The 19,785-nt window shown below is 41.1% G+C and carries 16 protein-coding genes; 7 read left to right on the forward strand and 9 right to left on the reverse strand.

Annotated features, from left to right (window positions below):
• Window positions 1-855: 855 nt before the first annotated feature.
• On the reverse strand, window positions 856-3,480 hold the full coding sequence (gene alaS, locus ACESMA_RS06295) for an alanine--tRNA ligase (RefSeq protein ID WP_372947928.1): 2,625 nt from the start codon (window positions 3,478-3,480) through the stop codon (window positions 856-858).
• 176 nt (window positions 3,481-3,656) lie between these two features.
• Between alaS and ACESMA_RS06300 the strand changes: the two genes are divergently transcribed.
• The 5 genes from ACESMA_RS06300 (at window position 3,657) to ACESMA_RS06320 (ending at window position 7,840) form a co-directional block, all read left to right on the forward strand.
• Window positions 3,657-4,637, forward strand: coding sequence for a M23 family metallopeptidase (locus ACESMA_RS06300; protein WP_372947929.1), 981 nt, complete (start codon window positions 3,657-3,659; stop codon window positions 4,635-4,637).
• 5 nt (window positions 4,638-4,642) lie between these two features.
• The gene (locus ACESMA_RS06305; protein ID WP_372947930.1) at window positions 4,643-4,984 is read left to right on the forward strand and encodes a MerR family transcriptional regulator; all 342 of its coding nucleotides are present in this window, start codon (window positions 4,643-4,645) and stop codon (window positions 4,982-4,984) included.
• 1 nt (window position 4,985) lies between these two features.
• Window positions 4,986-6,083 carry a Nif3-like dinuclear metal center hexameric protein gene (locus tag ACESMA_RS06310; RefSeq protein ID WP_372947931.1) on the forward strand — a complete coding sequence of 366 codons (1,098 nt, stop codon included), beginning with the start codon at window positions 4,986-4,988 and terminating at the stop codon, window positions 6,081-6,083.
• Between the two features lie 34 nt (window positions 6,084-6,117).
• On the forward strand, window positions 6,118-6,888 hold the full coding sequence (locus tag ACESMA_RS06315; protein ID WP_372947932.1) for a zinc ribbon domain-containing protein: 771 nt from the start codon (window positions 6,118-6,120) through the stop codon (window positions 6,886-6,888).
• Window positions 6,889-6,964: 76 nt separating this feature from the next.
• The gene (locus tag ACESMA_RS06320; protein ID WP_372947933.1) at window positions 6,965-7,840 is read left to right on the forward strand and encodes a DUF3078 domain-containing protein; all 876 of its coding nucleotides are present in this window, start codon (window positions 6,965-6,967) and stop codon (window positions 7,838-7,840) included.
• A 77-nt stretch (window positions 7,841-7,917) separates the two neighbouring features.
• On the opposite strand, the gene ACESMA_RS06325 is transcribed toward ACESMA_RS06320, so the two are convergent.
• Genes ACESMA_RS06325 through ACESMA_RS06335 form a run of 3 tightly spaced genes read right to left on the reverse strand, consistent with a single transcriptional unit; the run spans window position 7,918 to window position 9,744 of the window.
• Entirely contained in the window at window positions 7,918-8,706 is a 789-nt protein-coding gene (locus tag ACESMA_RS06325) for a TPM domain-containing protein (RefSeq protein ID WP_372947934.1), read from the reverse strand.
• A complete protein-coding gene (locus ACESMA_RS06330) occupies window positions 8,703-9,155 on the reverse strand; it encodes a TPM domain-containing protein (protein WP_372947935.1) in 453 nt (150 codons plus the stop codon). Before ACESMA_RS06330 ends, ACESMA_RS06325 begins: the two co-directional genes overlap by 4 nt.
• Window positions 9,156-9,165: 10 nt before the next feature.
• A complete protein-coding gene (locus ACESMA_RS06335) occupies window positions 9,166-9,744 on the reverse strand; it encodes a LemA family protein (RefSeq protein ID WP_372947936.1) in 579 nt (192 codons plus the stop codon).
• 124 nt (window positions 9,745-9,868) lie between these two features.
• On the opposite strand from ACESMA_RS06335, the gene ACESMA_RS06340 reads away from it, so the two are divergent.
• Window positions 9,869-11,869 carry a urocanate hydratase gene (locus ACESMA_RS06340; protein WP_372947937.1) on the forward strand — a complete coding sequence of 667 codons (2,001 nt, stop codon included), beginning with the start codon at window positions 9,869-9,871 and terminating at the stop codon, window positions 11,867-11,869.
• Here ACESMA_RS06340 and ACESMA_RS06345 read toward each other — a convergent pair.
• From ACESMA_RS06345 to porU, 5 genes are all read right to left on the reverse strand, one after another.
• Window positions 11,861-12,196, reverse strand: a complete 336-nt coding sequence (locus tag ACESMA_RS06345) for a thioredoxin family protein (protein WP_372947938.1) — start codon at window positions 12,194-12,196, stop codon at window positions 11,861-11,863. The two genes, ACESMA_RS06340 and ACESMA_RS06345, sit on opposite strands and share 9 nt — an antisense overlap.
• A 9-nt stretch (window positions 12,197-12,205) precedes the next feature.
• A complete protein-coding gene (locus ACESMA_RS06350; RefSeq protein ID WP_372947939.1) occupies window positions 12,206-12,577 on the reverse strand; it encodes a CoA-binding protein in 372 nt (123 codons plus the stop codon).
• A gap of 5 nt (window positions 12,578-12,582) precedes the next feature.
• A complete protein-coding gene (ispF, locus tag ACESMA_RS06355; RefSeq protein ID WP_372947940.1) occupies window positions 12,583-13,059 on the reverse strand; it encodes a 2-C-methyl-D-erythritol 2,4-cyclodiphosphate synthase in 477 nt (158 codons plus the stop codon).
• Window positions 13,060-13,062: 3 nt separating this feature from the next.
• Window positions 13,063-14,238 (reverse strand): type IX secretion system outer membrane channel protein PorV, encoded by a 1,176-nt coding sequence (gene porV / locus ACESMA_RS06360; protein ID WP_372947941.1) that lies wholly within the window; start codon window positions 14,236-14,238, stop codon window positions 13,063-13,065.
• A 110-nt stretch (window positions 14,239-14,348) separates the two neighbouring features.
• Window positions 14,349-18,074 carry a type IX secretion system sortase PorU gene (porU, locus tag ACESMA_RS06365; protein WP_372947942.1) on the reverse strand — a complete coding sequence of 1,242 codons (3,726 nt, stop codon included), beginning with the start codon at window positions 18,072-18,074 and terminating at the stop codon, window positions 14,349-14,351.
• A 217-nt stretch (window positions 18,075-18,291) separates the two neighbouring features.
• Here porU and ACESMA_RS06370 point away from each other — a divergent pair, with 217 nt between their 5' ends.
• Window positions 18,292-19,734, forward strand: coding sequence for an SUMF1/EgtB/PvdO family nonheme iron enzyme (locus tag ACESMA_RS06370; protein WP_372947943.1), 1,443 nt, complete (start codon window positions 18,292-18,294; stop codon window positions 19,732-19,734).
• Window positions 19,735-19,785 lie beyond the last annotated feature (51 nt).

Consider the following 19,785-nt stretch of genomic DNA (forward strand, 5'->3'; position numbering starts at 1 on the left):
GTCATTTCTGGTTTAAAAAAATTTCCGGCCTTTCTTCAAAACTTTCTGAACGGTTTAAGATGAGGAAATAATCGAATTTTTTTTAGTTGCATTTGAGGATAAAAAATATGTAAAAGTGTTGCTTTTAAGAGGATTGCGATTAGCTGAATTTTCTGATTAATTTGACCCAAATCAATGCTCTATTTTTCAAGCCTCTTTAAAACACAAATGGGAACTACTCTGTTACGAATAGCTCCCATTCACTTAGGTCAACCGAAGTTTTCCTCAGCGCCAGGCTACGGTTATTGTGGCCGGCTTCGAAATCATCTTTGCAGATGATTTTTTTGCCCTTTACTCTCCGGCTTTACTTTTTACGGTAAAACTTTTGAGCAGTCCGTTTGGCTTTCCGGATGCCTTCCCGGACGAAGTGTCATTCAGTGCTTTCGACAATTTTCCGAAGAAATTTGTCGTTGGCAATAAGCATTTTGCGGTTTGACCCGTTTGGTGCCATGCAGTTTGGGCTTTCAAAAAACCGAAGTTTTTTGCTGCTTTCCTTTCGGTTGGCGGCCTCCTGCCCGAAGACTCAATCTTGAAAGAACGTCTGGTTCTCTTCCAGTTGATTGAATGAACCTTTGGTTTCCAGACTCCCTGGTTCAAACTTCGGCTCCTCTGATATGCCCTCCCGAAGGAGGGGAAAAATGGTTCCGGTTTCAACTAAGAAACGTTCCCCGTTTCCACATTTTTGGAGCTGCCTTTTATCGCTCACCTGGTAAGTTCAAATGTAGGGGAAAACCACCATTCAAACCAAATATTTTAAACGGTTTGTATTCACCTTGTATCAACCTGTGTTATTAACAATTGTTGATAATTATTAGTTTAATTGATAAAACTGAGCGCCTTTTCAATGGCAGCCTGAATTCCTGAAACATCCTTGCCACCGGCAGTGGCATAAAATGACTGACCACCACCGCCGCCTTTTATTTCTCGTCCGGCCTCTCGCACTATTTTGCCGGCATTCAGTCCTTTTTCATTTACCAAATCTTCTGAAATCATTACAGTTAGGTTTGGCTTTCCGTCAATGTCGGCACCTAAAACCAGGTACAGATTTTCCACCTCATTTTTCAACTGAAACGCCAGGTCTTTCAACATCGCTGCATTGTCAATATCCACACGGTCGGCAATAATGTTTATGCCATTTTCCTTCAAAACTTTACTTTTTAGATTGCCTTTCAGAATTTTTAACCGTTCGCGGCCAAATGCTTCAATTTTTTTCGATAGTTCGGTGTTTTCCCTTAACAAGTTCATTACACCGGCTAAAATATCTTTGGAACCTTTTACCGTTTCCCGAATGTTTTTCAGGGTATTAATCTGGTCATTTACATATTTTTCAGCTCGTTTTCCTGTAATGGCTTCAATTCGGCGCACTCCGGCAGCTATAGCACTTTCAGATACAATTTTGAACAGCCCGATTTGCCCGGTGGCATCTACATGGGTTCCACCACACAACTCAACGGATTCACCAAATTTGATGACCCGAACCGACTCTCCATATTTTTCGCCAAAAAGCATCATGGCGCCTAATTCCTGAGCTTTTTGCATAGACATTTCCCGGTTTTCCTCGCGCGAAGTGTTGGCCCTGATTTTTTCGTTCACCAGAGACTCAACTTGTTCAATTTCTTCATCAGTCATTTTCTGGAAATGAGAAAAGTCGAACCGAAGGTGGTCGGAGTTTACCAATGAACCTTTTTGTTCCACATGCGTACCAAGAACTTCGCGTAAAGCAGCATGAAGTAGGTGAGTTGCTGTGTGGTTATTTGCTGTTTCCCGGCGCTTTTCCTGGTTTACCACTGCCAGAAAAGGTTCTTCAGGATTTTCGGGTAATTTTTCTGTTAGATGAACGATGAGGTTATTTTCTTTCTGCGTATCGAAAATAGTTATTTTAACGCCATCCTGTTCAATGTACCCAGAGTCGCCAACCTGTCCTCCAGATTCACCGTAAAAAGGAGTTTGATCAAATACCAGTTGGTAAAAGGATTTCTTTTTCTGGGAAACTTTTCTGTAACGCGCAATGCGAATTTCGGCCTCTGTGGAATCGTACCCTAAGAATTTTGTCTGCTCAATTTTTCTGATTTCAACCCAGTCTCCGGTTTCCAGTTGAGCTGCATTGCGCGACCGGTTTTTTTGTTCTTCCATTGCTTTTGTAAAACCGGTTTCGTCAACATTCAATCCGTTTTCACGAGCAATAAGGGCGGTCAGGTCGAGAGGAAAACCATAAGTGTCGTATAAAACAAAAGCATCATTTCCAGATATTTGTGATTTTTTTTCCTGTTTGGTTTTGAAAATCATTTCGTCCAGCAATTTAATTCCGGTTGAAAGCGTACGCAGGAAAGACTCTTCTTCTTCCTTCATCACCTTTTCAATGAGTTGCTGCTGTGCTGCCAGTTCAGGAAACGCATCTCCCATTGTTTTTTTTAGTACTTCGCTCAGGCGAAAAATGAAAGGTTCCCTGAAATTGAGGAATGTATAACCGTAACGAACTGCCCGGCGCAATATCCGGCGTATTACATAACCGGCTTTGTTGTTCGAAGGCAATTGTCCGTCGGCAATGGCAAATGCCACAGCCCGCAGGTGATCTGCAATTACACGCATGGCGATGTCGGTTTTTTCTTCAGCGCCGTATTTTATGCTGCTCAGGTTTTCAATTTCAGCAATGATGTTCTGAAAAATATCTGTATCGTAATTGGACGTAACGCTCTGCAATGCCATACATAACCGTTCGAATCCCATACCCGTATCTACATGTTTGGCCGGCAATTCCTGCAGGCTGCCATCGGCTTTCCGGTTAAATTGAATAAATACCAGGTTCCAGATTTCAATTACAAGTGGATGATCTTTATTCACCAATTCCTGTCCCGGTATTTTTTCACGTTCATTTTCAGGACGTATATCAATATGGATTTCAGAGCAGGGGCCGCATGGTCCGGTGTCGCCCATTTCCCAAAAATTGTCTTTTTTACTGCCATCCAAAATACGTTCTTTAGGTAAATGATTTTCCCAATAACCAGCCGCTTCGTTGTCGCGTTGCAGATTATCATCGCTGCTTCCTTCAAAAACGGTTGCATAAAGTCTGTCTGCCGGTAAACCCATTCTGTCAACCAAAAATTCCCAGGCCCAGTCAATGGCCTCTTTTTTAAAATAGTCGCCAAACGACCAGTTGCCCAGCATTTCGAACATAGTGTGATGGTAAGTGTCGAGTCCAACTTCTTCCAAATCGTTGTGTTTTCCAGAAACACGCAGGCATTTCTGCGTATCAGCAACACGTGGCCATTTTACAGGCTCATTTCCCAAAAACTGGTCTTTGAACTGGTTCATTCCGGCGTTGGTAAACATGAGAGTTGGGTCTCCTTTTACCACCATTGGCGCCGATTGAACTATCTGATGTTCTTTTTCTTTGAAAAAATCAAGGAAAGCATTTCTTATTTCTTTTGAAGTTCGTTTCATCATAAATCTTTCTGCCGTTTGTTAAAAATTTCTAATGCAATACAACAAATTGCCTGAATGAAAGTTATTTGTTTAATTTTGCGGCGTGAAAATAATTTCACATCATTATAAAATTGTTGCAAAGTTAGGTGTTTTAATTAATTTTGCTCAAAACAGAAAAAAATAGCCGGAATTTTATGGCGAAAAAGAAATACAAATTTAATCCCGACACCCTTAGTTACGAACGAGTGGGAATATCGTTCAAAGAAAAATTCGGCAAAATACTTACCTATTTATCGAGCAGTTTGGCACTGGCATTGATTATGGTTGTGGTTTTTCTGAATTTTTATGAAACCCCGCGTTCAAAAGCTTTGAAAAGGGAAAACCAGCAACTGCTTAGCCAGTATGAGTTAATGTCGCGCGATATTGAACGGATAGAAACTGTACTAAACGAGTTGCAGCAGCGGGATGACAATATTTACAGGGTGATTTTTGAAGCAGATCCAATTCCTTCTTCAGTAAGAAAGGCAGGTTTTGGCGGTACCAACAAATATTCCCATTTGGAGAATCTGAGCAATTCAAGTCTGATAATAGAAACCGCCAAAAAGATTGATGTGCTGGCCAAAGAGTCATATATTCAGTCTAAATCCTATGATGAGGTTTTGGAGATGGCTCTGAACAAAGAGCAGATGCTGGCAAGTATTCCTGCCATTATGCCGGTGGCCAACGAAGATTTAAAACGCACGGCCAGTGGCTGGGGATACCGGATTCATCCGATTTATAAAGTGCGGAAAATGCATTATGGAATGGATTTCACCGCACCGGTTGGCACTCCTGTTTATGCTACCGGCGATGGAAAAGTGGTGGAAGTGAGTGGCTCAAAGCGCAGCCGTGCCGGATTTGGACTGGTGGTAAAAATCGACCACGGATTTGGTTACGAAACAGTTTATGCTCACCTGAACTCTTTTAATGTAAGACAAAATCAGGAGGTGAAACGCGGAGATGTAATCGGATATGTGGGAAACAGCGGTGGCTCGACTGCGCCGCACCTTCATTATGAAGTGCACAGAAACGGAAGCGCCGTAAATCCGCAATATTTCTACTTTAAAGATCTCACTCCCCAGGAGTATGAAAGGATGATTGCCATTTCTTCGAACATTGGTCAGACGCTCGATTAAAAAACGTGCCCTACAAAAAGCCCATAATAGAAAAGGTTTTTTTCTCCATTGGAGAAGTTGCTGATATTGTTGGTGTTGCATCTTCTTCTATCAGATATTGGGAAAGCAGTTTTGAAGAACTTTCACCCAAAAAAAGCAGTAAGGGAACACGGCTTTTTTCGCACGATGATATAGAAACGGTTAAGTTCATCAATCATTTGGTGAAGGAACGCGGAATGACCATAAAAGGTGTTCAGCAAAAGCTAAAAGGCAACCGGCAGGCTGCTATTGATAATTGGGAAATAGTGAAACGCTTGCAAAAAGTAAAAGAAGAACTGGTTGCAATCCGAAATGAAATGGAGTCGTAATATGCTAAAAATAAAAGAAATAGTACAATTTCTTGAAACGGTTGCACCTCCGGCGCTGCAGGAATCTTACGACAATGCAGGTTTAATTGTTGGAAATCAGGAGGCTGAGGTTTCTTCTGCACTCGTTACCATAGATGTTACCGAAACGGTTGTTGACGAAGCCATTGAGAAAAAAGCAGGGCTGATTATTGCGCACCATCCAATTGTTTTTTCGGGTTTGAAAAAATTGACCGGCAAAAACTATGTGGAACGTACGGTGCTGAAAGCCATCAAAAATGATGTAGCTGTTTTTGCCGCACACACCAATCTTGATGCTGTTACCGGTGGTGTGAATACAAAAATATGTGAAAAACTGGGCTTAAAAAACTGCCGTGTGATGCAACCAGTTTCAGGCCAATTAAAAAAACTTGTAACGTTTATTCCTGCGGAATCTGTTGAAAAAGTGAGAACTGCGATTTTTGAAGCTGGCGCCGGACATATTGGTAATTACGATTATTGCGGTTACAATCTCGAAGGAACCGGAAGTTTTAGGGCAGGAGAAAATACCAATCCTTATGTGGGTGAAAAAGGACAGGTTCATTATAAAGAAGAGATCAGGTTCGAAACCATATTCCCGGGCTGGTTGCAAAATAAAATTTTAAAAGCGTTGGTTGAATCACATCCTTATGAAGAGGTGGCTTACGATATTTATCCGCTGGAAAATTCTTTTGAAAAAGCCGGAATGGGTATGATTGGGGAGTTGGAAAATCCCTTGTCAGAAAAAGAATTTTTGAAAATTTTAAAGAAAACATTTGACGCCGGTTGTATTAAACATACTGCACTAAAAGGAAAAAATGTGAGTAAGGTAGCTGTTTGTGGAGGAGCGGGTTCATTTTTATTAAACCATGCCATTGCTGCCGGGGCTGATTTTTTTGTTTCGGGTGATTTCAAATACCACCAGTTTTTTGATGCCGAAAACAAAATTGTGATTGCCGATGTGGGCCATTTTGAAAGTGAGCAATTTACTAAAGAACTTTTTCATGAATTACTTACGAAAAAATTCCCTAAATTTGCAGTCCGTTTTTCGGAGGTAAGAACCAACCCGGTATTTTACTTTTGATTTTTATTGAGTTGAATTTAAAGATTAACGAGCGATGAATACAAAAATTCCAAGGCAAGAAGACAAAGACATTTCGATTGAAGATAAACTGCGCGCATTGCATGAATTGCAGAGTGTGGTTTCTGAAGTTGATAAAATAAAAACTCTTAGAGGTGAATTACCGCTTGAAGTGCAGGACCTGGAAGATGAAATTGCAGGGTTGCGTACCAGGTTGGTAAACCTCGAGGATGAAATTAAAACCCTCGAAACCGCCATAAATAATAAAAAAATTGCCATTAAAGATTCGCAGGCTTTAATTGCAAAATACACCGAACAGCAAAATAATGTACGGAATAACCGCGAGTTCGATTCACTTTCGAAAGAAATTGAATTTCAAACCCTTGAAATAGAACTTTCAGAAAAAAGAATCAAGGAGTTTACTGCTGAAATGGAAGAGAAAAAGGAAACCATTGATTCTTCAAAAACACTGCTGAAAGAGCGTGAAGAGGATTTGGACAGGAAGAAGAATGAACTGGACGAAATTACTCAGGAAACCAGAATTGAAGAAGAAAAACTGAAAAGCAAAGCAGAAAAAATTGAATCATTTATCGAACCGCGTTTGGTTACCGCTTTTAAACGAATCCGCAAAAATGCTCGTAATGGTTTAGCAGTGGTTACCATTCAGCGCGATGCTTGCGGTGGATGCTTCAATAAAATTCCACCACAGCGCCAGCTCGATATTGCCAGCCGCAAAAAAATTATCGTTTGCGAATATTGCGGACGCATTTTGGTAGATAAAGATATTAACGTTGTTGAAGTAGAATAACACATTTGTTCGAAAATACTAAGAAAGCGCAGGAACATTTCTGCGCTTTTTTCTTTTCATTTAAAAATTTATTGCAATGAAAAAATTTAAAATTCTTCTCTTTTCAGTTTTTGCCTTTACAGGAATTATTGCTCAGGAAGCTCAGGACACTACGTATTGGAAAGTAACCGGTCAGGCATCAGTAAATGTGAGCCAGATTTCGTTTTCCAATTGGATTGGTGGCGGTAAAAACTCAGTTTCCGGTGTTGGTTTGTTCGACCTGAACGCCATTTACCAAAAAGAAAAAATTCAGTGGGACAATACATTAAAAACCGGTTATGGTCTTTTAAAAGAAGACGAGGACCAGGCAGTAAAAACTGACGACAAACTGGAGTTAAATTCAAAACTTGGTGTTCAAATGAAAAATGAACACTTGCTCTATTCAACCTACGCGAATTTTCTAACGCAATTTGCCAACGGGTATAAATATCCAAATACCACCGACAAAATATCAACACTTTTTGCACCGGCATATCTAACTGTGGCAACAGGGTTTGATTACCAGCCATCTGAAAATTTTTCACTGTTTTTTACCCCGGTATCCGGAAAATTTACTTTTGTTACTGATGAAGAACTGTCGGCTGCCGGAGCTTTTGGCGTGGAACCAGGGAAAAAAGCACGGGCTGAAATGGGCGCAATCGTTAAAAGTGAGTTTAAAACACCTGTAGTAAAGAATGTGGATCTTGCTACTACTTTAACTTTATTTTCCAATTATTTCAATAACCCGCAAAACATTGATGTAAACTGGGATATTGCATTGAATATGAAAATCAACGATTATCTTTCAGCCAATTTGCTTACCAATCTGATTTACGATCACGATATTTTGATTCCGATTGACGACGAAGGAAATACTGGAAGAAGAGTTCAACTCAAACAGTTATTTGGAGTTGGCCTCAGTTACAAGTTTTAGTCGGCTTTTTGAATTAAAAAATGGGGTAAGAAATCGATTTCTTACCCCATTTTTATATGGTATTTTTTGAATCTGTATTACCAGCTTCCGCCTGCGCCACCACCGCCAAAGCTTCCACCGCCAAAACCTCCAAAACCCCCGCCACCAAAACTTCCTCTGCCAGATGAAAAGTTACCGAATGAACCACCATGTAAATGATTCCCTGACAACATTCCTAAAGCTAACCAAAATGGCAGGTTTTTTCCGGGCGAATAAAACCGGCGTTTACGCCCCCGCAAAATGGGTAGGATAATAAAAAAGAAGATTAATATAATAATCATAGGAATTCCACTGCCTTTTTTGGTGTAGTTTTCCTGATAATATTCAGCAGTGTATTCTCCCTTGGTAATATCCATAATAACATTGATTCCACTTTCCAATCCCTGGTAGTAATTGTTTTGTTTAAAGTATGGAATTATTTCATTATCGATTATGGTGCCGTTTACTACTGCATCTGGCAGAACACCTTCCAGACCGTAGCCGGTGGCTATAAAAATCCGTCCTTGTTCATTGCCGGTTTTTGGTTTCACAAGTATCACCAAACCATTGTCTTTGCCTTGCTGCCCAACTCCCCATTTTTCACCCAAACGAAAGGCATAATCAGCAGCATCGTAACCTTCCAGATCAGGAACAGTAACCACCACAATCTGGGTTGAAGTTTCGCGTGCAAATTGTACCAGTTTTGTTTCCAGATTATTGGTTTCCGACTGGTCCAAAATTCCGGCAAAATCGTTTACCAGTTTAGGTGGAACCGGGCGTTCAGGTATTTCAGCGTGTAATCTTGAAAATCCTGCAAGTAAAATTAGCAGAATAAGTACTTTTTTCATTTTTCCTCCTTGTCTGTACCAAACGAAATTTCGTCTGATAATTCATTTACATCATCTTTTTGGAAAGGGAAATGTTGTTTCAATTGTTTCCCGGCTTGTTTAATTCCGGTTGAAAGGCCTTCGGTAAATTTTCCTTCCCTGAATTTTTCTGCCATTTCTTCTTTTATTTCTTCCCAGAAATTTTCCGGAACTTTTTGGTTTATTCCGGCATCTCCTAAAATGGCGAATTTATGATCTTCAATAGCCAGGTAAAACAGCACTCCGTTGCGCAATTGTGTTTTGTGCATTTCCAGTTTTTCAAAAATGTAGGCAGCACGGTCCAGCACATCGCCTTTACAATGCTTTTCAATATGCACACGTATTTCACCGGAAGTATTGTTTTCGGCTACCCGTATTGCATTTATAATTTGTAATTTATTTTCTTCTGAAAAATATTTCCGGACACTCATTTTTACTGAATTAAAATTCCACAACCGGGGGTTCATCGGCACCCTGGCGTGCTTCAAAATAGTTTTTCTTGTCGAACCCAAGCATTCCCGCAAAAATAAGTTGAGGGAACTTTCGGATGTAAGCATTGTATGTTTGCGTTACTTCGTTAAATTTCATGCGTTCAACTGTAATCCGGTTTTCTGTTCCTTCGAGCTGTGCCTGTAAATCAAGAAAATTCTGATTGGCTTTCAGGTCGGGATAACGTTCTACAACAACCATTAACCGGCTTAAAGCAGAAGAAAGTCCTTGTTGTGCCTGGTTGAATTGTTCAATGGCTTCCGGCGATAAATTATTTGGATCTATATTTATTGATGTGGCTTTCGAACGCGCCTCAATTACCCCGGTAAGTGTTTCCTGCTCAAATTCTGCATAACCCTTGACTGTATTCACCAGGTTGGGAATTAAATCGGCCCGGCGTTGGTAAACGTTTTCAACCTGCGACCATTGCGAAGAAACCTGTTCTTCCAGGTCAACCATTTTATTGTAACCGCAACTTGACAGAAACATGCCTGCCACTGCGACCAAAAGAATCAAAGTACCTCTTTTCATAACTAATTTTATTTGTTTAACTTTCAAATATCTTCAAAATGTGTGAAATATCATCTCGTTTTTCGGGGAAAGGCCCTAATTTGCCGCTGTATTTCATCTATCAAAAGATAAACCAAAGAAAAAAATGACAAAGGAAGAATTCAGGGAAGCAATTCTGGAAGGTATCCCGGCTGAACTTCCGGAAAATCCCCCTTATGATTTGTCGGTCAGCCACGCGCCTATAAGAAAAGATGTTTTGAACCGGGAAGAAAAAAAACTGGCGCTGAAAAATGCACTGCGGTATTTCCCGCAAAAATTTCACGACATTTTGGCACCCGATTTTTTTGAAGAATTACAGAAGTATGGTCGGATTTATATGTACAGGTTCAGACCCAATTACGAAATGCATGCCCGGCACATTAACGAATATCCCTTTCAAACGAAACAGGCCGCTTCCATTATGCTGATGATTCAGAATAATCTGGACCCTGCAGTGGCACAACATCCACACGAGTTGATTACTTACGGTGGAAATGGTGCGGTGTTTCAAAACTGGGCACAGTACCTGCTTACCATGAAATACCTGGCCGAAATGACCGATAACCAAACGCTGGTAATGTATTCCGGCCATCCGCTTGGTTTGTTTCCTTCGCATCCGGAGGCACCGCGCGTTGTGGTTACTAACGGAATGATGGTTCCCAACTATTCATCGAAAGAGGATTACGAAAAATTCAATGCACTTGGAGTAACGCAATATGGACAGATGACGGCCGGTTCATTTATGTACATTGGTCCTCAGGGAATTGTGCACGGAACTACTATTACATTATTGAATGCAGCACGCTTTCATGCCGACGGGCCAGTTGAAGGAAAAATTTTTGTTTCAAGCGGACTGGGCGGAATGTCAGGCGCACAGCCAAAAGCAGCGGTTATTGCCGGAATGATTGCCGTGGTGGCAGAAATCAATACGCAGGCGCTTCAAAAACGATATGAACAAGGCTGGGTAGATGAAGTTTATACTGACCTTGAAAAATTGATTCAAAGAATACTAAATGCCCGGAAGAACAAAGAAGCTGTTTCGCTGGCGTTTCAGGGAAATGTAGTGGATTTGTGGGAGATACTGGCTGAAAAAAATATAAAGATCGATTTGGGATCTGACCAGACTTCGTTACACAATCCGTTTGCCGGCGGGTATTATCCGGCTGGTTTATCGTTTGAGGAGTCGAATAAAATGATGGCAGAAAACCCTGCGGAGTTTAAGGAAAAAGTTTACCAATCACTGCGGCGGCAGGTGATTGCAATCAATAAATTAACGGCGAATGGAATGTATTTCTGGGACTACGGAAATGCGTTTTTGCTGGAAGCAAGCCGGGCCGGAGCCGAAATTTACGATCAACAGGGCGGGTTTCGTTATCCGTCGTATGTTCAGGATATTATGGGGCCGCTATTTTTCGATTACGGATTTGGCCCGTTTCGCTGGGTTTGTACTTCAGGAGATGCCAAAGATTTAGCCAAAACCGATCAGATTGCAGCGGAAGTTTTATTTGAACTGGCAGAAAAAGCTCCGGCAGAAATAAAGTTGCAAATGGAAGACAACCTGCATTGGATAAGGCAGGCCGGGTCAAATAACCTGGTAGTGGGTTCGCAGGCAAGAATTTTGTACGCTGACTGCACCGGCAGAATGCGTATCGCACAGGCATTCAATGAAGCCATCCGAAAAGGAGAAATTTCTGCGCCAATTGTTCTGGGTCGCGATCATCACGATGTTTCAGGTACCGATTCTCCTTATCGCGAAACTTCAAATATTTATGATGGATCGGCGCTGACTGCCGACATGGCCGTGCAGAATTTTGTGGGCGACAGCTTTCGAGGCGCAACCTGGGTTTCGTTACACAATGGCGGCGGAGTAGGGTGGGGCGAAGTAATTAACGGCGGCTTCGGACTTACCATCGATGGTTCGGAAGAAGCTGAAAAACGCCTGAGAATGATGCTGCACTGGGATGTAAACAACGGCATTGCCCGAAGGAGCTGGGCGCGCAACAAACCAGCGCGGTTCGCCATTGAACGAGCGATGGAAGAAAATCCGGAGTTAAAAGTGACGCTGGCAAATGAGGCAGATGAAAAACTTTTGGAAAATTTATTCTGAGAAAATCATGGAATAAGGCCGGCTGATTTCTCTTCGAAGTTCATCAATTCCAATGTTCCGGCTTTTACGGATGGTTTCGCGGCCATCGAAAAATACGAGGATGGTGGGTGCGGCAAAAACCTGGTGTTGCCCGGCCACATCTGGTAAAATATCCGATTTTACATAGGCCAGTTTTACCTTTGGAAATTCTTCCTGAATTAATTCCGCTACTTTGGGTTTCAGAACTTTGCACACGTTGCAGGCTTCAGTAGAAAAATATCCCAGCAGAGCAGATTCTTCCTGTTTCAGGGTGTTGAATTCTTCCAGCGAATGAATTTCTGTAAACATGTTCTGAATTTAAAATTGTTGAGTGCGCAGCATGACCAGTGTGCAGTTTTCAACGGTTTCAATGCCAGCCGATTCAAGTTTTTCTATAAATTCATCGTTTTCTGCACCTGGATTAAAAATTACCCGTTTGGGTTTCAACTTAATAATCTGTTCATAATATTCGGGTTGGCGTTTGGCTCCCAAATACATGGTAACGGTGTGAATGTCATTTTCTTTGGGAAACCCGGTTTGAATGCTGACACCGTCAACGTGGCCGGTTCGTTTAGCCAGTGCAACTACCTCATGATCATATTCACGCAACATTCGAATCGCTTTATTGGAATAACGCTCTGGTTTGGTGCTTGCTCCAATCACCAGCGTTTTTTTATTTGTGTTTTTCATAGTTTTTACTTTTTCTGAACCAGAACCACCGCAAGCGCTGAAATGCCCTCTTCCCTTCCTTCAAATCCCAGTTTTTCGGTGGTAGTGGCTTTTACCGAAATTTGTTCGGCTTCAACCCCAAGAACTTCAGCCATTACTTTTTTCATTTCAGGAATAAACGGTTTCAGTTTTGGTTGTTGCGCACTCACTGTGGTGTCAATGTTTACAATATCAAAACCTGCATTTTTTAGCAATGCATACGTTTCTTTTAACAGAATTTTGCTGTCAATGTTTTTGAATTTTTCAGTATTATCGGGGAAATGAGTGCCAATGTCGCCCAAATTAACTGCGCCAAGGAGAGCATCGCAAATGGCGTGGATCAGAACATCGCCGTCAGAATGGGCTACAGTTCCTTTGTGGTGTGGAATTAAAATACCGCCCAGCCACAAAGTTTCTCCTTCGGCAAGGCGGTGAACATCATATCCCTGTCCTATTCGAATCATTTTTTAACGCTGATTTCCAAAGGCTTCTACATCAAAAGAAAGTGTAAAACGCAATGTGTTTTCCAGCGGATGGTTTCGTTGGGTAGGCAATAAGTAAGAGAAATCAAGAGCAAAAACATTCATTCTGAAACCTGCACCTGCAGTCAGGAATTTTCTGTTTCCTTTGTTTTCATGTTCCCAGAAATAACCGGCTCTCAGTGCAAACTGATTGTTATACCAATATTCCACACCTGCCGAGAGGTTGATTTCCTGCAATTCCTCTTTCATTCCGCCTGGCGCATCGCCAAATGATGAAAATACACCGGCAATAACTGATTTGTCAGAATTAATTCCTCCCGGGTAAATAACGGCACCATCTTCAAAAAGGGTGGTATCTTTTGGTGGAGTTGGAACTAAAAGTTTGTTGGCTTCAAATGCAAAGGTAAATTTGTTGTATGTATCAAGTTCTGTTGTATAGGCTGCTCCCAGTTTCAACATGGTGGGAATAAAGTCTTTCACTTCGCCATCGGTATATGAAATTTTTGCCCCGATGTTCTGAATATTGATTCCGGCTGAAAAACTGTTGTCGCGACGATTTGCCCTGAATTCGTTAAAATAATAAAAAGCTACATCGGCAGCGTAGGAATTTCCAGGTTTGGATTCTACTCCGTTTATTAACTGTCCTCCGGTTAAATCAGAACGGATGTAACGAACTGTTACCGAACCGGAAAAAACTTCGGATAACAAACGGGAATAACCCAGGTCGATGGCAAATTCGTTCGGACTTTGTTGTCCCATAAATTCCCCAAATTCGCTTGTAAACATGATGTCTCCAAGCGAAAAGTAGCGGAGTGAACTGCTAACTGTTTGAACATCGTCTATTTTTTTGTAGCCTACCAGGTAAGCCAGGTTCATATCGTCAACCAGGTTACGCAACCATGGCGAGTAAGAAAGGCTTACGCCCATTTCGCTTTCCATAAACGCATATTTTGCCGGGTTCCAGTGTTGCGAACTTAAATCGGGAGTAGTTCCAACACCGGCATCGCCCATGCCGCCAGCCCGCGAGTCGGGAGTGATGGAAAGAAAAGGAACTGCTGTTGTAATTGTATTGGCACCTGAAGTTGTGGCTTGCCCTTTGGCTATTTCTGCTGTTGTTGCAACAAGTGCAATGACGAGTAAAATACGTACTAATTTGATCATAATTCTTTAAAAATTGGCGTTGCAAATATAAGAATAGTAAACGATGCAACAATTAAATCTAAAATGAGAGAACGGTGGTTTTTCTGAAAAAGTACATTTCGTTCATAAATTCATCTGGCTACAAGTAATTTTCCTGCATTTGAAGTAATTATACCGTCAGAATTCTGGGCAGTTACCCGGAATATATAAATGCCGCTTCGCATTTGTATTTTTGTTTCATTTAAATCCCACCTGACCGGATTGCTGACTGTACCGTTGGAACCCACCTGTGTTGTAAAATAGTCGATACGGCTGCCGTTTTGGTCGAATATTTCAAAAATAACTTCGAAAGTGGCATCAGCCTGGTTGTGATCGAAAGTAAAAAAGGTATAATCAGAAACCGGGTTGGGATAATTAGCCACATTAGATATTTCAAATTCTCCGGTTACTTCAAATTCAATTTCAACTTCGGTTGAATTATTGGCAACATCCCATGCTTTTAATTTTAAACTGTTTTTTCCTACCGGAATATCTTTCATCGGAAAACTTAAGGTTCCGCTGGTGAAATCTCCGGCATTTGCCTGATAGTAATTATTAAGGACCATTACCTTGGAATAATCGTTATTCAGAACTGCCGTAATATCGTGTCCAATTCCTGAACCGGCAGTATTTATACCGTTTTCGTCGGATAAATAAGCCAGAAGTGTGGGGTTTTTACTTACTTTATCACCAGGAATGAAATCAGGTGAATCGAGAAAAAGTTCAATTTCCGGGCCTTCGTTATCTGTAATTTCAGAACCCGGGCCTCCAATCATAAGATTGTCAAAAACTCCGTGGGCATCAACTTCTTCATTTTGTGCATAATAAATTATTTTGCCTTTTCCCAGGCTGTATGAAATGTCTTTTGGAATGACAAAACTAAAAGAGAAATCACCATTTGTTACCTCGGCAAGTCCTTTGTAAATAATATTTTCCTGAACTTTAAAATTCATGGGCCTTTCGCCGGCATTTCCCATGGTGCTCATCATTACAGCTTTATCGTAAACCGTTGGAATGATATCACCCGAAAAATTATTGAGTTTATTTCCCGATTCGTCTCCCACATATCCGGTAACAGTAACAGCCTGCATAGCACCAACTGTGTCAGCCGATTGCGTGGCATCGTGCCCGTTAATTGTGGTGGTGAAAACCCGGTGCCGCGGATAAGATAGTTTCAGCGCCGGATCGGCTAAAAGACTAAAATTTCTTTTATTGGTGGTATTTATGGTGTTTATTTTTGCCAACCGCATAATGTCTCCCATTCGGTAATGTTCGCCACTTTCATTTTTTTCAAAAACAAAATTGTAGAAGCTACGACTCAGTAAATAATTTGAATAGGCAAAAACAAGGCGGGTTGTTGAAAAAAGGCCGATTCCTCCTCCATTGGAGTTAAAAAGAACATATTCTCCAGCCGAAGTGTCATCTGCATCGAACCGGCTGAATTCACAGGTTGCCGTTACAAAAATAAAAAGCCGTTTACTATTCGACCAGGAATTAATGTGGCTGATATCCAGCACTTTTTCATCGGCAAGGAATCGTTCGTTTGCATGTCCCACGTAATTCAGAACAAGAACGCCATCTTTTACCCGCTGGTTGATTGCTCCGGTAACTTCAGGATAACTTTCACCTCCCGGACCGGTAATTTGCTGATAAGCATCGAAATATATTTTATCGGTTATAAATTCGCCGTGGTTTTCGTTGAGGTAGTTTGCAAGTTTTTCGGAATCAGACATGTGCAAGTTCCCGTCTTCATCGTCGGCAATAAAACTTACCATGTTTCGCCAGTTGCCCAACGCCTGCTGATTGTGGTAATCGTTCACCTTTTTAATGGCTATTTCAGCCTCAAAGGTAGTTGACGCCGGAATTCGTCCTATTCCCAAATCAATGGCGCCACTGTAAACACTTTCACCGGCATCAAGCATAACAAAGTAATCGTCAGTAACGAATGAATAAACGGGATTCAGGGAATTTTCTGACTGAAATGTAGGAATGAAAGCGGTACTTCCTTCAAGTATTCCTTTATTGTCATAACTTCCGTCGCCAAACAAAAGTACATACTTTAATCCATCGTTTCGGTCGTAAAACATTTTAATAAAATTGCGAATCCCGGTGGCATCCTTGTTCCCCGAACTGAACTCGTTATAAATTTTGTCGGATGCCACAACTTCAACCTTCATATTGTCTTGTGTACGATGAAAATCAGCCAGTTGATTGGCCTGTGTTAAAAATATTGGGTGCGAAATGATTAGAAACTCGGGAGTGCTAATTCCATGGAGATTTTGATTCTCCACCCCGCCAACCAATTCAGGTTCCGGAAAATTTCCATTCGGGCTAAATGCCACATATTCTTTTAATGAATCAGCCGGTCTTTTTCCTGTTGCTTTATTGTTGTTAATTTGTGTTGGAATTTCCTGAACATTAAAAGCATCGGTAACATCCCAAACTTTGAGGTCTGATGTCCCGGTCTCTATTGCAAATTCCAGGATGTTATTTTGCCCTACCGATTTTTTATCGCGGAAAAACAACAATTCGTTGTTCGTTTTGAGTTTTCTGATGTAATTGATTTCAATAAAATCGAGCCAGGCTTCCGGACTTGAGCCACTTCCGAAAAACTGTACTTTTAAATCGAGATTTTCAGCTTGCGCAGGAAAGGTAAATCGTTCTGAACGTCCGTCTGCAAACAAACTTGCATTATCGGCTGTGTTCACTTGCGAAAAATTAATTTTTCCGAGGTTGGTCTGGTTGGCACTCACTGGCATTTCAGAGCTGGAAGATGATCGTGCTGCTGCATTTACCCTGATATAAATATCTGAAGCGTTTTCAATGTCTTGAAGTTCAAAACTGTAATCTTTATTTGTACCGTTTATAAATTTATCGCTGAACCATTGCTTTCCTGAATGAATCAGATTAATTTTTTCAGTTTTATAAATTTGAAATGCATTAAAAGAGGAAATTGAATGAGTTGGTGAATCTTCAATAACAGGCAAAACCTGAATATTTTTTTGCGAACCTCCGTTTTCGCTTAAAAAGAAATGACCCTTTTGGGTATAGGAATTTAACCTGTGATCGAAAAAATCTCCTGTTGATGAAGGATTCCACTCCACAGTTCCGGGAGCATAAAAAAACAGGCAGTCGGCTCCATTGTTTTTTCCGTGCCAAACTGCAACCTGTGGCAAATCGTCATAATCAATTTTACCTGGATCTTCAGAAAGAATTATTCCTCCTGCACCAAATACCTTAACCTGCGAGGGATTTGTAAATCCGTATTCCGTAAGTTTAGAATATGGAATTTTGTAAATCCCTTTTTCCGAAATTCTGATTTTAACCCACTTGCCCTCCTTTAAAACCGATTCATTTTTCCATTCATGGGAATTAATTTGTGCCGATTTTAATTGCTGAGGGATTTGTTTTAATGCAAACTGGTTCAGTTTTAAGATTTTTTCTCCTTTGCGAATAATGGCAGGAATTTGAATTTCAATTTTTTTGTTTTCTCCCGATTTCAGCCGGTTTTGTTTAATTTGAAATTCCTCTGGAATTTCGTGAAAATGTGAATTCAATTGGTGCGATTCGATTTCTTCATATTGCGGATTTTCCAGAACGAATTGAAAATTCTGTTCATGGTTTTCAACTGGAAATGATTTAAAAAAAATGGGTACCTGCGAACCGGGAAACGCATACCCTGCATCAGGAAATGTCTGCCCCAGTTTGTTTTCAACAGCATCAGAAATTTCCCATTCGAGGGTGATTATTTCCCTACGGATATCGGTAGGAGTAAAACCGGTAAATAAAATCAGCAGCAGAATGATATATTTATTCATTACGAATCAACACTATTAAACAACTTTAAAACGCCTTCCGAAAATAATTATTGCAGGTGCAATCATTTACAATAAAACAATTATTTTTGTCAAATAACAGGCAAATATAACCACAAGGTTTATAAAACGTGAAAAATTATAATATTGCAAAACAATAAGAATTCAACAAATCAGTTATATTTGTGACAATTGGAAAAAAATGAAAAACACTAATTTGATGAAGCTAAGGACGTTATTGTTACTGTTTTTAGCCGCCTTTGTGTCAGGATGTGGACTTTTTGGAGGTGGCGGAAGTGGTGAATCTTCGCGTACTACCGGATGGGAATATAATGCCGAGGAAACGGGAAATATCCCTCATATATCTGGTTATGAACAAGAACCAGGGCCAGGGCTCGTTTTTATTCAGGGTGGTACTTTTACTATGGGCCGTGTTGAAGAAGATGTGTTGTACAAATGGGACAACCATCCGCGCAGGGTTACTGTTGCCTCATTTTATATGGACGAAACTGAAGTTTCAAACCAGGACTACCGTGAATATATTCACTGGTTGGGCAGAGTTTACCCCGGCGACAGGCAAAAACTGAATGCAGCACTTCCCGATACTACTTTGTGGAGAAGTGAACTTGCATACAACGAACCTTATGTCAATAACTACTTCAGGCACCCGGCTTATACCGATTATCCTGTTGTTGGTGTTACATGGGAACAGGCCGAAGCCTATTGCGATTGGAGGACTGACAGGGTAAATGAACAAATTCTGGTTTCACGAGGAATTCTTCAGCACGACAATGCTCAGTCTGGTGAAAATGTTTTTACCACAGACACATATTTGACCGGATTATATGATGGAACTGCAGGAGAAGATCCTCAGGAAAATCCTGACGGTACTTCACGCAGGGTTAGATGGGAAGACGGACTGATGCTTCCAAATTACCGCCTGCCCACCGAAGCAGAATGGGAATACGCAGCTTACGGACTAATTGGTAATACCGACGGAGAACTCCTCACCGATCGCAGAATTTACCCATGGAACGGAGCTTATCTCAGAGAGGATAGCCGCAAAGAAAAAGGTCGTTTGAAAGCCAACTTTGTAAGAGGCCGTGGTGACATGATGGGGATGGCTGGCGCTTTGAACGATAACGCCGACGTAACCGCTCCGGTATTTTCCTACGATCCGAACGATTATGGATTATATTGTATGGCAGGTAATGTTAACGAATGGGTGGCTGATGTTTATCGTCCGCTCTCATTTCTTGATGTGGAAGAATTCCAGCCTTTCAGAGGTAATGTGGTAACAGAATACCGCCGTGGACCTGATGGAGGATATGTTCGGGATCAGTACGGAGAACTGGTGCGGGACACTATTGCCGATTACCGAAATTATCTCGATGGAAGTGCCAATTCTCAATTAATTGAAACCGGAGACTGGAATGAAGTGGAAGGAAGATCTACTGATGATATGTACATTCAGGATGACAGACCTGGTTATTTTTCCTCCTTAATTAGCGACGAAGTTAGGGTTTACAAAGGAGGTTCATGGAGAGACCGTCCATACTGGCTTGTTCCCGGAACCAGAAGATATCTTGAACAATCCAAAGCTCAGAACGATTTAGGATTCCGTTGTGCCATGACTCGCGTTGGAAGTCCTGAAGGATTTTAATATGAATTGAATGTTTAACTGAACCTCATTTGCCTCGGGTAAATGAGGTTT

Origin of the sequence: Mariniphaga sp., assembly GCF_041687215.1 — a bacterium.
Classification (GTDB): domain Bacteria; phylum Bacteroidota; class Bacteroidia; order Bacteroidales; family Prolixibacteraceae; genus Mariniphaga.

Coding starts and splice junctions, on each gene's coding strand:
- alaS (WP_372947928.1), bottom strand. CDS start 3,480: ATGAAACGAACTTCAAAAGAAATAAGAAATGCTTTCCTTGATTTTTTC.
- ACESMA_RS06300 (WP_372947929.1), top strand. CDS start 3,657: ATGGCGAAAAAGAAATACAAATTTAATCCCGACACCCTTAGTTACGAA.
- ACESMA_RS06310 (WP_372947931.1), top strand. CDS start 4,986: ATGCTAAAAATAAAAGAAATAGTACAATTTCTTGAAACGGTTGCACCT.
- ACESMA_RS06315 (WP_372947932.1), top strand. CDS start 6,118: ATGAATACAAAAATTCCAAGGCAAGAAGACAAAGACATTTCGATTGAA.
- ACESMA_RS06320 (WP_372947933.1), top strand. CDS start 6,965: ATGAAAAAATTTAAAATTCTTCTCTTTTCAGTTTTTGCCTTTACAGGA.
- ACESMA_RS06325 (WP_372947934.1), bottom strand. CDS start 8,706: ATGAAAAAAGTACTTATTCTGCTAATTTTACTTGCAGGATTTTCAAGA.
- ACESMA_RS06330 (WP_372947935.1), bottom strand. CDS start 9,155: ATGAGTGTCCGGAAATATTTTTCAGAAGAAAATAAATTACAAATTATA.
- ACESMA_RS06335 (WP_372947936.1), bottom strand. CDS start 9,744: ATGAAAAGAGGTACTTTGATTCTTTTGGTCGCAGTGGCAGGCATGTTT.
- ACESMA_RS06340 (WP_372947937.1), top strand. CDS start 9,869: ATGACAAAGGAAGAATTCAGGGAAGCAATTCTGGAAGGTATCCCGGCT.
- ACESMA_RS06345 (WP_372947938.1), bottom strand. CDS start 12,196: ATGTTTACAGAAATTCATTCGCTGGAAGAATTCAACACCCTGAAACAG.
- ACESMA_RS06350 (WP_372947939.1), bottom strand. CDS start 12,577: ATGAAAAACACAAATAAAAAAACGCTGGTGATTGGAGCAAGCACCAAA.
- ispF (WP_372947940.1), bottom strand. CDS start 13,059: ATGATTCGAATAGGACAGGGATATGATGTTCACCGCCTTGCCGAAGGA.
- porV (WP_372947941.1), bottom strand. CDS start 14,238: ATGATCAAATTAGTACGTATTTTACTCGTCATTGCACTTGTTGCAACA.
- porU (WP_372947942.1), bottom strand. CDS start 18,074: ATGAATAAATATATCATTCTGCTGCTGATTTTATTTACCGGTTTTACT.
- ACESMA_RS06370 (WP_372947943.1), top strand. CDS start 18,292: ATGAAGCTAAGGACGTTATTGTTACTGTTTTTAGCCGCCTTTGTGTCA.